Annotated in this window: 16 protein-coding genes; 8 read left to right on the top strand and 8 right to left on the bottom strand. The window is 60.8% G+C overall.

Annotated elements, in window-relative coordinates; genetic code table 11:
• Positions 1-3: 3 nt before the first annotated feature.
• Genes rsmD through LOY68_RS30035 form a run of 3 tightly spaced genes read right to left on the bottom strand, consistent with a single transcriptional unit; the run spans position 4 to position 3456 of the window.
• Positions 4-618, bottom strand: a complete 615-nt coding sequence (rsmD, locus tag LOY68_RS30045; RefSeq protein ID WP_163910917.1) for a 16S rRNA (guanine(966)-N(2))-methyltransferase RsmD — start codon at positions 616-618, stop codon at positions 4-6.
• Positions 618-2108, bottom strand: coding sequence for a M16 family metallopeptidase (locus tag LOY68_RS30040; protein ID WP_265041443.1), 1491 nt, complete (start codon positions 2106-2108; stop codon positions 618-620). The genes rsmD and LOY68_RS30040 overlap by 1 nt, the downstream gene beginning before the upstream one ends.
• Positions 2101-3456, bottom strand: coding sequence for a M16 family metallopeptidase (locus LOY68_RS30035; protein ID WP_054616934.1), 1356 nt, complete (start codon positions 3454-3456; stop codon positions 2101-2103). Before LOY68_RS30035 ends, LOY68_RS30040 begins: the two co-directional genes overlap by 8 nt.
• A 343-nt stretch (positions 3457-3799) precedes the next feature.
• On the opposite strand from LOY68_RS30035, the gene ftsY reads away from it, so the two are divergent.
• The 4 genes from ftsY (at position 3800) to rpoH (ending at position 7978) form a co-directional block, all read left to right on the top strand.
• A complete protein-coding gene (gene ftsY / locus LOY68_RS30030; RefSeq protein ID WP_265041441.1) occupies positions 3800-5323 on the top strand; it encodes a signal recognition particle-docking protein FtsY in 1524 nt (507 codons plus the stop codon).
• Positions 5320-5991, top strand: coding sequence for a cell division ATP-binding protein FtsE (gene ftsE / locus LOY68_RS30025; RefSeq protein ID WP_054044439.1), 672 nt, complete (start codon positions 5320-5322; stop codon positions 5989-5991). The genes ftsY and ftsE overlap by 4 nt, the downstream gene beginning before the upstream one ends.
• A complete protein-coding gene (gene ftsX / locus LOY68_RS30020; RefSeq protein WP_163910926.1) occupies positions 5988-7010 on the top strand; it encodes a permease-like cell division protein FtsX in 1023 nt (340 codons plus the stop codon). Before ftsE ends, ftsX begins: the two co-directional genes overlap by 4 nt.
• Before the next feature lie 113 nt (positions 7011-7123).
• Positions 7124-7978, top strand: a complete 855-nt coding sequence (gene rpoH / locus LOY68_RS30015) for an RNA polymerase sigma factor RpoH (RefSeq protein ID WP_003176698.1) — start codon at positions 7124-7126, stop codon at positions 7976-7978.
• A 151-nt stretch (positions 7979-8129) separates the two neighbouring features.
• Here rpoH and mtgA read toward each other — a convergent pair whose 3' ends face one another.
• Positions 8130-8852, bottom strand: coding sequence for a monofunctional biosynthetic peptidoglycan transglycosylase (mtgA, locus tag LOY68_RS30010; protein WP_054044435.1), 723 nt, complete (start codon positions 8850-8852; stop codon positions 8130-8132).
• 74 nt (positions 8853-8926) lie between these two features.
• Here mtgA and LOY68_RS30005 point away from each other — a divergent pair, with 74 nt between their 5' ends.
• The 4 genes from LOY68_RS30005 (at position 8927) to trmB (ending at position 11259) form a co-directional block, all read left to right on the top strand.
• The gene (locus LOY68_RS30005) at positions 8927-9298 is read left to right on the top strand and encodes a DUF423 domain-containing protein (protein ID WP_054044432.1); all 372 of its coding nucleotides are present in this window, start codon (positions 8927-8929) and stop codon (positions 9296-9298) included.
• 170 nt (positions 9299-9468) lie between these two features.
• The gene (thiS, locus tag LOY68_RS30000) at positions 9469-9669 is read left to right on the top strand and encodes a sulfur carrier protein ThiS (RefSeq protein ID WP_054044430.1); all 201 of its coding nucleotides are present in this window, start codon (positions 9469-9471) and stop codon (positions 9667-9669) included.
• 60 nt (positions 9670-9729) lie between these two features.
• On the top strand, positions 9730-10524 hold the full coding sequence (locus LOY68_RS29995) for a thiazole synthase (protein ID WP_265041402.1): 795 nt from the start codon (positions 9730-9732) through the stop codon (positions 10522-10524).
• Between the two features lie 9 nt (positions 10525-10533).
• The gene (trmB, locus tag LOY68_RS29990) at positions 10534-11259 is read left to right on the top strand and encodes a tRNA (guanosine(46)-N7)-methyltransferase TrmB (RefSeq protein WP_265041401.1); all 726 of its coding nucleotides are present in this window, start codon (positions 10534-10536) and stop codon (positions 11257-11259) included.
• Positions 11260-11391: 132 nt separating this feature from the next.
• Here the strand turns inward: trmB and LOY68_RS29980 are convergent, their stop codons facing one another.
• The 4 genes from LOY68_RS29980 to LOY68_RS29965 are packed head-to-tail and all read right to left on the bottom strand — an operon-like array spanning position 11392 to position 13967.
• Positions 11392-11715 carry a DUF3392 domain-containing protein gene (locus LOY68_RS29980; protein WP_150642306.1) on the bottom strand — a complete coding sequence of 108 codons (324 nt, stop codon included), beginning with the start codon at positions 11713-11715 and terminating at the stop codon, positions 11392-11394.
• Positions 11716-11737: 22 nt separating this feature from the next.
• Entirely contained in the window at positions 11738-12943 is a 1206-nt protein-coding gene (gene hemW / locus LOY68_RS29975; protein ID WP_265041400.1) for a radical SAM family heme chaperone HemW, read from the bottom strand.
• Entirely contained in the window at positions 12940-13536 is a 597-nt protein-coding gene (gene rdgB, locus LOY68_RS29970) for an RdgB/HAM1 family non-canonical purine NTP pyrophosphatase (RefSeq protein WP_265041399.1), read from the bottom strand. The genes hemW and rdgB overlap by 4 nt, the downstream gene beginning before the upstream one ends.
• Complete coding sequence (locus LOY68_RS29965) at positions 13533-13967, bottom strand: DUF4426 domain-containing protein (protein ID WP_163910938.1); 435 nt, start codon at positions 13965-13967, stop codon at positions 13533-13535. Before LOY68_RS29965 ends, rdgB begins: the two co-directional genes overlap by 4 nt.
• Between the last annotated feature and the right edge of the window lie 9 nt (positions 13968-13976).

Raw genomic sequence — 13976 nt, 5'->3', positions numbered from 1 at the left:
GGCTCAGCCTGCCAGCGGGCTGCGTTGCCACAACGCGTAGTAAACCCGACCGGATTTCTGCTCCCGGTGCAGGCGCCAGTTGCCCGGCAAACCCAGCGCCGAGGGGGCGTTTTCGCTTTCGGTGTAGACCCAGGCGTCATCGGCCAGCCACTGACGCTCTTCGAGCAAGGCGCAAACGCCCGGCAACAGGTCCTGGTTGAACGGCGGGTCGAGGAACACCACGTCATACGCCGTCGCAGCCTGGGTTTCCAGGTAGCGCAAGGCATCGGCAGTCTGTACCTGGCCGGTGGTGCAACGCAGGGTGCCGAGGTGTTCCTTGATGCTGGACACCGCGATGTTGCTCGCATCCAGCGCCTGGCCCATGGCGGCGCCACGGGACAGGGCTTCGAGGAACAGCGCGCCGCTGCCGGCAAACGGATCCAGCACCTTGGCCCCGGCGATGTACGGCGCGAGCCAGTTGAACAGAGTTTCACGCACCCGGTCCGGGGTCGGGCGCAGGCCCGGAGCATCAGGGAAACTCAGCTTTCGGCTGCCCCATTCACCGCCGATGATGCGCAGTTGGTTCACGCCGTTATGCACGTTGTGAACAGGCTTTTTAGGACGCGATGGACTGGCCATTAATGCTCCGGAACCCCGAGCGGCTGCTCGGTGGGTTTATCAGATGGGGCCGGTAACGGCTTTTGCGGCACGGTCGGGCCAGCGGTGACGATGACCATTTTGTCCGTGCTCAGGTGTTTGTTCAGTGCGGCTTTCACCTGCTCGACGGTCAGGCTCTGGGACTGCTGCATGAAGTCCTCAAGATAATTCAGCGGCAAGTTGTAGAAACCCATGGCGCCGAGCTGGCCGACGATATCGGCGTTGCTGGCGGTGGACAGCGGGAAGCTGCCGGCCAGTTCACGCTTGGCGTCGTCGAGTTCTTTCTGGGTCGGGCCGGTTTTAAGGTAGTCGGCGAGCACGTCCTGCACCAGTTTCAGCGTGCCTTCGCTCATTTCGGCGCGGGTCTGCAGGTTGATCATGAACGGACCACGGGCCTGCATCGGGGTGAAGCCCGAGTAGACGCCGTAGGCCAGGCCGCGTTTCTCGCGCACTTCGCTCATCAAGCGCGTGCCGAAGCCGCCGCCACCAAGGATCTGGTTGCCCAGGGACAGCGCCGCGTAGTCCGGGTCATCACGGTCGATGCCCAGTTGCGCGAGCATCAGGTTGGTCTGCTTGGACGGGAACTCGATGTGGCCGATGCTCGCCTGGGGTTCGACCGGTTGCGGGATTTTCGCCAGGGCCGGGCCTTTCGGCAGGGCGCTGGAGACTTGCGCGGCAATCGCCTCGGCCTCGGCGCGGGACAGGTCACCGACCAGTGCAATCACCACGTTGCCGGCGGCGTAGGCTTTCTCGTGGAAAGCGCGCAACTGCGCCAGAGTGATCGCTGGAACGGTTTTCGCCGTGCCGTCGCTGGAGTTGGCGTAAGGATGATCGCCGTACAGACGTTTCATCAGTTCGAGGCCGGCCAGTTTGCCGGGGTTCTGCTTCTGGTATTCGAAACCGGCGAGCATCTGGTTCTTGATGCGTGCGAACGAGTCAGCAGGGAAGGTTGGCTTGCCGATGACTTCAGAGAACAGCTGCAAGGCCGGCTCGCGTTTGTCCACGGCGCTCAAACTGCGCAGCGACGCGACCGCCATGTCCTTGTAAGCACCGTTGCCGAAGTCCGCGCCCAAGCCTTCGAAGCCTTGGGCGATGGCACCGACATCTTTGCCGGCCACGCCTTCGTTGAGCATGGCGTTGGTCAGCAGCGCGAGACCGGGTGCGTTGCCGTCCTGGCTGCTGCCGGCGGCGAAGATCAGGCGCATGTCGAACATCGGCAGCTCACGGGCTTCGACGAACAACACCTTGGCGCCTTCGGCCGTGGTCCAGCTCTGCACGTTCATGTTGCGGTGGCTCGGGGCCTTGCCGTCGAGTTCAGCCAGCGATTGCAGCTTCTGGCTGGACTTGGCTTTGTCGAGGGCTTCGCTGGCCGTGGAATCATTTGGGCGCAACAGGTAGACCGTCGCCGAACCGATCAATGCCACCAGGATCAGCCCGATCAGCGCCAGGCGTGGTTTTTTACGCTCACTCATGAGTCGTCTCCAGTGGAAGTACATGGGCGACGCTGAGACGTTCGCGGGTGAAATACAGCTTGGCGGCTTTCTGGATGTCTTCTGGGGTGACGCTTTCCAGGTCGGCCAGTTCGGTGTCCATCAATTTCCACGACAGGCCGACGGTTTCCAGTTGGCCGATGGCGGTGGCCTGACTGGTGATCGAGTCACGCTCGTAGACCAGACCGGCAATCACCTGGGCCCGCACGCGCTCCAGCTCTTCAGCCGAAGGCGCGGTGGTTTTCAGTTGTTCGAGCAACTTCCACAGACCGGCTTCGGCCTGGGCCATGGTTTTGTTCTTTTGCGTGTTCGGGCTGGCCGACAGGGTGAACAGGCTGTCACCACGGGTGTAGGCGTCGTAGCTCGACGAACCGCCGGACACCAGCTCTTCGCCGCGCTCCAGTTGCGTCGGGATACGACCGCTGTAACCGCCATCGAGCAGGGCGGAGATCAGGCGCAAGGCGTTCACCGAGCGCTTGTCTTCGGCGGTGGCGATGCTCGGCACGTTGAAGGCCAGCATCAGGCTCGGCAGTTGGGTCTGCACGTGCAGGGTGATCTGCCGTTCGCCGGGTTCGGCCAGTTCCAGCGGGATTTTCGCCGGTGGCACATCGCGCTTGGCAATCGGGCCGAAGTAACGCTGGGCCAGGGCTTTGACTTCATCCGGGGTCACGTCGCCGACCACCACCAATGTGGCGTTGTTCGGCACGTACCAGGATTTGTACCAGTGGCGCAGTTCTTCGACCTTCATGCGGTCCAGGTCAGCCATCCAGCCGATGGTCGGCGTGTGATAGCCGCTGGCCGGGTAGGCCATGGCCTTGAAGCGTTCGTAGGCCTTGGACATCGGCTTGTCGTCGGTGCGCAGGCGACGTTCTTCCTTAATAACCTCGATCTCGCGGCTGAACTCGTCGGCCGGCAGTTTCAGGTTGGCCATGCGATCAGCTTCCAGTTCGAAAGCCACGCCCAGGCGGTCGCGGGCCAGAACCTGGTAGTAAGCCGTGAAATCGTCGCTGGTGAATGCGTTCTCTTCGGCGCCAAGGTCGCGCAGGATCAGCGACGCTTCGCCAGGGCCGACTTTATCGCTGCCCTTGAACATCATGTGTTCCAAGGCATGCGACAGACCGGTCTGGCCTGGGGTCTCGTAGCTGGAACCAACCTTGTACCAGACCTGGGAAACCACCACCGGTGCACGATGGTCTTCGCGCACGACGACCTTCAAGCCGTTGTCGAGGGTGAATTCGTGGGTGGGTTGCGGATCGGCAGCCAGGGCCGAGAGGGGCAGACAAACTGTGCTGAGCAGCAGGCCTGCAGCGCGGCGGGCTAGAGCATTCATACGTTTTTAAACCTGTTGAGCTGCCCGCTTGTTCTTAGCGTCAGCGGGCGAGAGGGTGCTAGGATACTGATCCGTTTTACTGGCGGCCACGCCTGTGAGCCTTTTATCGGCGCGCAGGTTGTATGGGTTCTCGGCAGAAGCTTTGAGTTTGTCAGCTAGACTCTGCGTTTTCGCCGACGATGCCGGTCCAGTCCTTCGTATTAGTCGACCTTTGAGGTGCCGTTGGCACTTCGATAAATTGTTGCGCGTGAACAAGCTGGGTCAATCGCAGTCTGTTCTGCATCGAATATTTATTTGCCGGGGCGCCCTTTGGCGCGTCGCTACCGTGAGATAGCCGTCCTCCATGTTTGGTTCCAACGACGACAAGAAGACCCCAGCTGCGGCTGGCGAGAAGAAAAGCCTGTTCGGATGGCTGCGCAAAAAGCCGCAGGAACCCGTCGTCGAACAGCCACAGCCCACTCCTGAGCCCATTCCAGCGCCGGTAATAGAAGAAGAGCCGACGCCGATCGTTCTACCGAGCGTAGAGCCGGTATTGCAACCGGTTGAGCTTGAGCCCGAGCCTCAAGTCGATGTCGCGGCCGAGTTGCCGCTCACGCCAGCCGCTGAGCCATGGCTGACATTGCCGGTGGCGGAAGAACCGGTGGCGTTGGTCGAAGACGAACAGGCGCCGCACGTTACTCCACCGATTCCAGCACCGATTGCGTTTACGCCTGAGCCGGTTCATGTGCCAGTGGTTGAGTCGGTCATCGTGGCCGAGCCTGCACCGGTGGTTCCAGAGCCTGTCGTGCCGGCATTCGTTGCGCCTGTTGCACCGATTGTTCAGGCGCCAGAGCCTGCACCTGCACCTGCACCTGCACCTGCACCTGCACCTGTCGTCGCTGCACCTGTCGCCATCATCGAAACCCCGGCCGAGCCGCCGCGCACCGAAGAAACCAAGGCCGGTTTCTTCGCCCGCCTCAAGCAAGGCCTGTCCAAGACCAGCGCCAGTATCGGCGAAGGCATGGCCAGCCTGTTTCTCGGCAAGAAGATCATCGATGACGAATTGCTTGAAGACATCGAAACGCGCCTGCTGACCGCCGACGTTGGCGTCGAGGCGACGTCGGTGATCATTCAGCGTCTGACCCAGAAAGTTGCGCGCAAAGAATTGGCCGATGCCGACGCGCTGTACAAATCCCTGCAGGCGGAGCTGGCAGCAATGCTCAAGCCCGTCGAGCAGCCACTGAAAATCCACTCGCAGAACAAGCCGTTCGTGATTCTGGTGGTCGGCGTCAACGGCGCCGGCAAAACTACCACCATCGGCAAACTGGCGAAGAAGCTGCAACTGGAAGGCAAGAAAGTCATGCTCGCCGCCGGTGACACCTTCCGCGCCGCTGCGGTGGAGCAATTGCAGGTCTGGGGTGAGCGCAACAAGATCCCGGTGATCGCCCAGCACACCGGCGCCGACTCGGCTTCGGTTATCTTCGATGCCGTGCAAGCCGCCAAGGCCCGCGGCATTGACGTGCTGATCGCCGACACAGCCGGTCGTCTGCACACCAAAGACAACCTGATGGAAGAACTGAAAAAGGTTCGCCGGGTCATCAGCAAACTGGACGACGACGCGCCGCACGAAGTGCTGTTGGTACTCGACGCCGGTACTGGCCAGAACGCGATCAGCCAGGCCAAGCAATTCAACCAGACCGTGCAGTTGACGGGCCTGGCGCTGACCAAACTCGACGGCACCGCCAAGGGCGGGGTGATTTTCGCCCTGGCCAAGCAGTTTGGCTTGCCCATCCGCTACATCGGCGTCGGCGAAGGCATCGATGACTTGCGTACCTTTGAAGCAGAACCCTTTGTCCAGGCATTGTTTGCCGAGCGGGAGCGTTCATGATTCGTTTCGAACAGGTCGGTAAACGCTACCCGAACGGTCACGTCGGCTTGCATGAGCTGAGCTTTCGAGTCCGTCGGGGCGAATTCTTGTTTGTCACCGGCCATTCCGGCGCCGGTAAAAGCACCCTGTTACGGCTGTTGCTGGCCATGGAACGTCCGACCACCGGCAAATTGCTGCTGGCCGGGCAAGACCTGGGCACCATCAGCAACGCGCAGATTCCTTATCTGCGACGGCAGATCGGCGTGGTGTTCCAGAATCACCAGTTGCTGTTCGATCGCACGGTGTTCAATAACGTCGCGCTGCCGTTGCAGATCCTCGGCCTGTCCAAGCCCGAGATCGCCAAGCGGGTGGATTCGGCCCTGGAGCGCGTGGCGCTCTCGGACAAGACCGATCTGTACCCCGGCGACCTGTCCACCGGTCAGCAACAGCGCGTCGGCATTGCTCGCGCCATCGTGCACCGCCCGGCCTTGCTGCTGGCGGACGAACCGACCGGTAACCTCGATCCGCGCCTGGCGGCCGAGATCATGGGCGTGTTTGAAGACATCAACCGTCTGGGCACCAGCGTTCTTATCGCGAGCCACGACTTGGCCCTGATCGCCCGCATGCGCCACCGCATGTTGACCTTGCAACGCGGCCGCTTGATCGGCGACGGGGAGGCCGGCGTATGAGTGCGACTCGCAGCCCCAAGGTTTCCGAGCGCGTAGCCCCGAAAGCTGCCGACCCGCAACCGCAAAAGAAAAAACGCGACGATGACGACGGCCCGGACTTCGCCACGCTGCTGCGTGCCTGGATCGAAAGCCATCGCGCCAGTCTGCTGGACAGCCTGCGCCGGTTGGGCAAACAGCCGATTGGCAGCTTCTTCACCTGCATGGTGATGGCGGTGGCTCTGAGTTTGCCCATGGGGCTGTCACTTTTGCTGAATAACGTCGAGCGGTTGGGCGGTTCCTGGCAGCGTGCGGCGCAGATCTCCCTTTATCTGGAATTGAACGCCAGTCCGGAACAGGGCGAGTCGCTGCGCGAGCAGATCAAAGGCATGCCCGGCGTCGCGGAGGCTGAATATGTTGGCCGCGATCAGGCGCTGGAAGAGTTCCAGCAGCAGTCCGGTCTGGGCGAGGCGCTCAAGGAGCTGCCGGAAAACCCGCTGCCGGGCGTGGTGCTGGTGACGCCGAACGAGGTCGACAAGCCCACGCTTGAAGCATTACGACAAAAACTTTCCGAGCTGCCGAAGGTACAACAGGCACAACTTGATCTAGTCTGGGTCGAGCGTCTGGCCGCCATCCTCAAGCTGGGCGACCGGTTTGTCTTCGGTCTGACCGTGCTTTTGGTGTCTGCATTACTTTTGGTGATAGGCAATACCATTCGTCTTCATATTGAAAACCGCCGCACAGAGATAGAAGTGATTAAACTCGTCGGCGGCACGGACAGCTATGTGCGCAGGCCCTTTCTGTATATGGGCGCGCTATATGGCTTCGGTGCGGGGATTCTGTCCTGGGGCGTCTTGGCGTTCGGCCTTAACTGGTTGAACGACGCAGTGGTTGGTTTGGCCGGCTTGTACGGCAGTAATTTTGCGCTGGCCGGAGTGCCAGTTGCCGATGGTCTGTCGCTCTTGCTTGGCGCGGTGCTGTTGGGTTATATCGGTGCATGGATTGCAGTCGCACGTCATCTCAGGGAGTTGGCGCCGAAGTAGTATCTTTTTGCGCGTATTGACCTTTCGGTTTTTATGGGAACTTGTCCTTTGGTTTCCGGTCAATTTTCGCAGTGCTGAACTGCACGAGTTATGTAAGTCGGAGGTTTTTTCGTATGACCACTTCTTTGCAACCTGCTTATGCTCTGGTCCCAGGCGCAAACCTGGAGGCCTATGTGCACACGGTGAACAGCATTCCATTGCTGACGCCGGAGCAGGAGCGTGAACTGGCCGAGAGTCTCTATTATGAGCAGGATTTGGGGGCGGCTCGGCAGATGGTGCTCGCCCACCTGCGTTTTGTCGTACACATTGCCCGTAGCTATTCCGGCTACGGCCTGGCTCAGGCTGACCTGATCCAGGAAGGCAACGTCGGCCTGATGAAGGCTGTTAAGCGTTTCAACCCGGAAATGGGTGTGCGCCTGGTTTCGTTCGCTGTGCACTGGATCAAAGCGGAAATTCACGAGTTCATCCTGCGCAACTGGCGCATTGTGAAAGTCGCGACCACCAAGGCCCAGCGTAAGCTGTTCTTCAACCTGCGCAGCCAGAAGAAACGTCTGGCGTGGCTGAACAACGAGGAAGTCCACCGTGTGGCGGAAAGCCTCGGCGTAGAGCCGCGGGAAGTGCGCGAGATGGAAAGTCGCCTGACCGGCCATGACATGGCCTTCGACCCGGCCGCAGAAGCGGACGACGACAGCGCTTTCCAATCGCCGGCCAACTATCTGGAAGACCACCGGTACGACCCGGCCCGTCAACTGGAAGATGCCGACTGGAGCGACAACTCCAACCACAACCTGCACGAAGCGCTGGAAGTGCTGGACGACCGCAGCCGTGACATCCTCTACCAGCGCTGGCTGGCAGAAGAAAAAGCCACGCTGCACGACCTGGCGCAGAAGTACAACGTGTCGGCCGAGCGTATTCGTCAGCTTGAAAAGAGCGCGATGAACAAGCTCAAGTTGTCGATCGCCGCCTAATCGGTGAACCGCCAATAAAAAACGCCCCGATCAGCGATGATCGGGGCGTTTTTGTTTTTAAGATCAAAAGATCGCAGCCTTCGGCAGCTCCTACAGGTGTACGCATTCCCATGTAGGAGCTGCCGAAGGCTGCGATCTTTTGATCTGTGGGTCACTGGGCCCAAGGCGCACGCCGCGAATCATTGAGCCCCACCAGATAGCTGTCGCCACCTAACTGACTCATCTGCTGACGAATCCACCCGGCCCGCCGCGCGACATAGTTGGTCGGATGGCTGGCGCTCCACACCCTTGGATTGGGCAACACTGCCGCCAGCAAGCTCGATTGCTGACGGCTAAGACCTTTAGCGCTCACACCAAAGTGATGCCGGGCCGCCGCTTCGGCGCCAAACACTCCGTCATCCCATTCGACGCTGTTCAGGTACACCTCAAGAATCCGCTGCTTGGGCCACAACACTTCGATCAACCCGGTGAACCAGGCTTCCAGGCCTTTGCGCAGCCAGCTGCGGCCGGACCACAAAAACAGATTCTTCGACACCTGCTGGCTCAACGTACTCGCACCGCGAATCGTGCCGCCGCGTTCGTTATGGGCAAACGCCGCTTGAATCGCGCCGAAATCAAAACCCCAGTGCTCAGAGAACTTCTGGTCTTCTCCGGCAATCACCGCGACTTTCAGGTCGTCGGAGATTTCATCCCAGGGTTTCCAGGTGCGTTGCAGATCGATGGGTTCGCCATCGAACCAGGATTCGACCTTGCGCTCGACCATCAGCGCCGTGCCCGGTGGCGGCACCACGCGAAAAATCAGAACCAGCAACACGCTGCCGCCCGCGAACCAGAGCAGGGCCTTCGTGAATCGTCGCAAAATTAAACGCAGCATAGAGATGGCTTGGCCGAACCCGTTGAGCGGGCCATTATACAGACCCTGTTGATCGAGTCTGACTGGAGTTCTTCATGCTGCGTGGCTTTCTGATGCTGGCCGCTTTCTTCGGCTTCACCGGCGTTGCCCTTGGCGCGTTCGCCGCCCACGGCTTGAAAAACCGTCTGACCCCGGAATACCTGGCGATTTTCCACACCGGCGTTACCTACCAACTGGTGCACACCCTGGCGCTGCTGGGCGTGGCGCTGCTGGCAACGCAGATTCCGGGTCGCTTGATCACCTGGGCCGGGGCATCCTTCGCTATTGGCATCCTGCTGTTTTCCGGCAGTTTGTATCTGCTGACGATCACTGGCGTGAGCAAGCTCGGGATCATCACGCCTTTTGGCGGTCTCGCGTTTCTGATCGGCTGGTTCTGCCTGGGCCTGGCCGCCTGGCGCTTGAGCTGACCCGTAGGAGCTGCCGCAGGCTGCGATCTTTTGATCTTCAAAAGAGCAAGATCAAAAGATCGCAGCCTGCGGCAGCTCCTACAAGGATCGTGTTTCAAGACGAATGGCTTGGGTCAGTCTGACCGATCGGGCTAGAATGCCTGCCCCTAAAAATGATGGCGGCTTCTTGCATGCGCATTCAGTTGAACGGCGAATCCCTTGAACTGCCCGACGGTGAAACCGTTGCGGCCCTGCTGACCCGTCTGGATCTGACCGGACGCCGGGTGGCGGTCGAACTCAATCTGGATATCGTCCCGCGCAGCCAGCATGCCGACACCACGCTGAACGACGGCGACAGTGTCGAAGTGGTGCACGCCATCGGCGGCGGCTAGTCGCCCGGCCCGCAAGGGCACAGAATTCTGCAAGAACCTCACCCCTACAGAGGATTTCCCATGAGCATCGTTCGTAGCGACAAGCCCTTCGTCCTGGCCGGTCGTACTTACCAGTCGCGTTTGCTGGTAGGTACCGGCAAGTACCGCGACATGGAAGAAACCCGCCTGGCCATCGAAGCCTCGGGTGCCGAGATCGTCACCTTCGCCGTGCGTCGCACCAACCTGGGCCAGAACCCGGGTGAGCCGAACCTGCTCGAAGTCCTGTCGCCTGATCGCTACACCTTCCTGCCGAACACCGCCGGTTGCTTCGACGCGACCGAGGCCGTGCGCACCTGCCGCCTGGCCCGCGAGCTGCTCGGTGGCCACAACCTGGTGAAGCTGGAAGTGCTGGCGGACCAGAAAACCCTGTTCCCCAACGTGATCGAAACCCTCAAGGCCGCCGAAGTGCTGGTCAAGGAAGGCTTCGACGTGATGGTCTACACCAGCGATGACCCGATCATTGCCCGTCAACTGGCGGAAATCGGCGTGATCGCGGTGATGCCGCTGGCCGGTCTGATCGGCACCGGTCTTGGGATCTGCAACCCGTACAACCTGCAGATCATCCTCGAAGAAGCCAAGATCCCGGTGTTGGTGGATGCCGGTGTTGGCACCGCTTCCGACGCCACCATCGCCATGGAACTGGGTTGTGAAGCAGTGCTGATGAACTCGGCCATCGCCCATGCCCAGCAGCCAATCGTGATGGCCGAAGCCATGAAACATGCGATCGTTGCAGGTCGCCTGGCCTACCTCGCCGGCCGCATGCCGAAAAAACTCTATGCCAGCGCTTCCTCGCCGCTGGATGGTCTGATCAAGTAAGAGCCATTGATGACTGAATCGAACGAAACGCCTATCCAGCCGGAAGAAGGCGAAGAGCGCCAACACCGCCGCATCAAGAGTTTCGTGATGCGCGCCGGGCGCATGACCGAAGGCCAGCAAAAAGGCCTGGAGCAGGGCACGCCGCTGTTCGTCCTGCCGCTGGCCGACGCGCCGGTGGACTTCGACCAGGTGTTCGGCCGCTCGGCGCCGCGTTCGCTGGAAATCGGCTTCGGCATGGGCCATTCGCTGCTGGAAATGGCTGCGGCATCGCCGGAGCAGGATTTCATCGGTGTGGAAGTTCACCGTCCGGGTGTCGGCGCGCTGCTCAATGGCGTGCTGACCCAAGGGCTGACCAACTTGCGGGTCTACGATTGCGACGCGATCGAAGTGCTCAACAATTGCATCGCCGACAACAGCCTCGATCGCTTGATGCTGTTTTTCCCGGATCCGTGGCACAAGAGCCGTCACCACAAGCGCCGTATCGTTCAGGCGTCGTTCGCTGAACTGGTGCGCAGCAAGTTGAAGGTCGGCGGCATTCTGCACATGGCCACCGACTGGGAACCGTATGCCGAGTACATGCTGGAAGTGATGAACGTCGCGCCGGGCTACCGCAACCTCGCCGAAGACGGCAAATGCGTGCCACGCCCGATCGAACGCCCGATCACCAAGTTCGAACGCCGTGGCGAACGGCTTGGGCATGGCGTGTGGGACCTGAAGTTCGAGAAACAGTCCTGAGCCCTACGCAACACCCCATGTGGGAGCGGGCTTGCTCGCGAATGCGGTGTGTCATTCAACTTTAATGTCGACTGACACGACGCCTTCGCGAGCAAGCCCGCTCCCACATTTGTTTTGTGGTGTGTTCGGGATTCAGCGGCGGTCAGCCACTACGCCGATCAGCACCAGCACCACCAACAACACCGGCGCGAGGCTGTAGTTGTTGAACTGGCTCAGGCCTTTGATGATCCACGGCGTGGCGTAGATCAGTGCGACGCCGCTGCCGACCATGCACAGCAGGGCCATCAGCGGGACGCGCAGGGCGCCGGCGATGCCGCCCAGGCGTTGTTCGACCCAGCCTTTGATGTCGGCGCCGAACAGCACCAGCAGGCACCCCACCAGAGCCAGCGAGATTTCCGACAGGTTGCTGCGGCTCCAGCGGGACACGGTGGCGAGCAGGTCGAGGATCAAATCCATTGGTTTTCCCTTAAGGCTGAAATCAGCTCAGAAATGTCTGCAGCAAGTCATTGAGGAACAGTTGTCCGCGCTCGGTGGCCGCCAGACGTGACGGTTCGACCTGCAACAGGCCGCTTTGTTCGGCTTCCCGGCGACCTTCGGCGAGGCTTTCCAGGGGCAGGCCGGTGCGTTCCGGATACAGGCGCGATTCGACGCCCTCGGTCAGGCGCAGGGCGTTCATCAGGAAGTCGAACGGCAACTCGTCATTGGTCAGGGCTTTCTCGCCAGCCTTGAAGCTTTTGGCCGGGTTGAGGTAATCCTTCGGCAAGCGGGTCTTCCAGGTGCGCACGATGCGCCCGTCCGGGTGACTGAGTTTGCCGTGGGCGCCGGCACCGATGCCGATGAAGTCGCCGAAACTCCAATAGTTGAGGTTATGCCGCGCCGGTCGCCCGGGCTGGGCATAGGCCGAGACTTCGTATTGTGCGTAACCGTGCTCGGCCAGCAGCGCTTGCCCGGCTTCCTGAATGTCCCACAACGTGTCGTCTTCCGGCAGCGTTGGCGGCTGATTCCAGAACACCGTGTTCGGTTCCAGCGTCAGTTGGTACCAGGACAGGTGAGTCGGCTTCAAGGCGATCGCCTGGCGCAGATCGCTCAACGCATCGTCCAGGGATTGATCGGGCAAACCGTGCATGAGGTCCAGGTTGAAGTTGTCGAACCCGGCCTGACGGGCCATGCCCGCGGCGCGCACCGCTTCGTCACCGTTGTGAATCCGTCCCAGGGCCTTGAGTTTCTCTTCCTGAAAGCTCTGGATGCCGATCGATAGGCGATTGATGCCCAGCGCACGGTAGGCGACAAACTTCTCTTGTTCGAAGGTTCCGGGATTGGCTTCCAGGGTAATTTCGATATCACTGGCAAACGGAATGCGCTGTTCCACACCTTTGAGCAAACGGCCCAGGGCCTCGGCGCTGAACAGGCTCGGCGTGCCGCCGCCGAAGAAGATCGAGCTCAGCTCACGGCCGTAGACCGCGTGCAAATCCTGATCGAGGTCGGCCAGCAGCGCGTCGACGTACTCTTCTTCCGGCAGCACGGGGCTGGCGGTGTGGGAGTTGAAGTCGCAATAAGGGCATTTGCGCACACACCACGGGATGTGGATGTACAGCGCCAGGGGCGGCAGCGTAGGCAGCGCGGCCCGAGGCGATTGTGCGGCGCCACCGAAGATCAGTGGCGACGCGGATGAGTCGTGGGTCATATCAAGCCTAGACGCTGGCGCAGCAGATCCATTGCACGGGCGCGGTGGCTGATGAGGTTCTTTTCGCTTGGGCTCAACTCGGCGCTGGAGCAATCGCGAGACGGCACCCAGAACAGCGGGTCATAGCCAAAACCGTGCTCACCGCTGGCCGCCGGCAGAATGCGCCCGTGCCACAGACCTTCGCACAGGATCGGCAGCGGATCGTCGGCATGTCGCACCAGCGCCAGGACGCAAACGAACTGCGCGCCACGCTCGGCTTCAGGCACGTCTTTCATAGCGTCGAGCAGCTTGGCGTTGTTCGCCGCATCACCCTTGCCGTCGGCATAACGAGCGGAGTAAATCCCTGGTGCACCACCCAGGAAATCCACCGCCAACCCCGAATCGTCGGCCAGTGCCGGCAGACCGGAGATGCGCGCGGCGTTGCGGGCCTTGAGGATGGCGTTTTCGACGAACGACAGGCCGGTTTCTTCAGGCTCGACGCTGCTGAACTCGCCGATCGAGCGCAGTTGCACCGATGCGCCGAGCATGGCCTGGAGTTCCTTGAGTTTGCCGGCGTTATGGCTGGCCAGTACGAGTTGCGTGAAGTTCATCATTCGCCGGGGAAAAGCTCTTGGTTGAAGTTGATGGTGTTGATTTTGTCGCCGTTCTGCACCTTGATTTCAAAGGTGCGGACTTCCTGCTGTTCAACCGGATATTGCGCGATGTAATAGACCGCGCCTTGTTCGGTGATCTGTTTGAATTTCAGTGGCACGCTTTGGCTGGTGAGGTCTTTGATCGTGCCGTTGACCTGGGCGATCAGCGGCTTGCCGTCCTTGATCACCGAGACGTTGATCACGCCCTGGTTCTTGCTGCGCACCAGTTCCGCCGCTTTGGCGATGTCCGGTGTCAGGAACGTGGAGTTGAAGGTGTTGTAATGCACCGTCACGTCGCCAAAGGTTTCCTGGCGCTCGCCCTTGATGATGTCGGCGGCCATGGCAGTGACGCTCAGGCAGGCAGTAAGTAGAAACAGCGCTAGACGACCCATGATCGTTCT

Source organism: Pseudomonas sp. B21-053, from assembly GCF_026016365.1.
Taxonomy (GTDB): domain Bacteria; phylum Pseudomonadota; class Gammaproteobacteria; order Pseudomonadales; family Pseudomonadaceae; genus Aquipseudomonas; species Aquipseudomonas nunensis.
The sequence above is the reverse complement of the archived record's forward strand: the minus strand, read 5'-3'. Positions and strand labels throughout refer to the sequence as shown.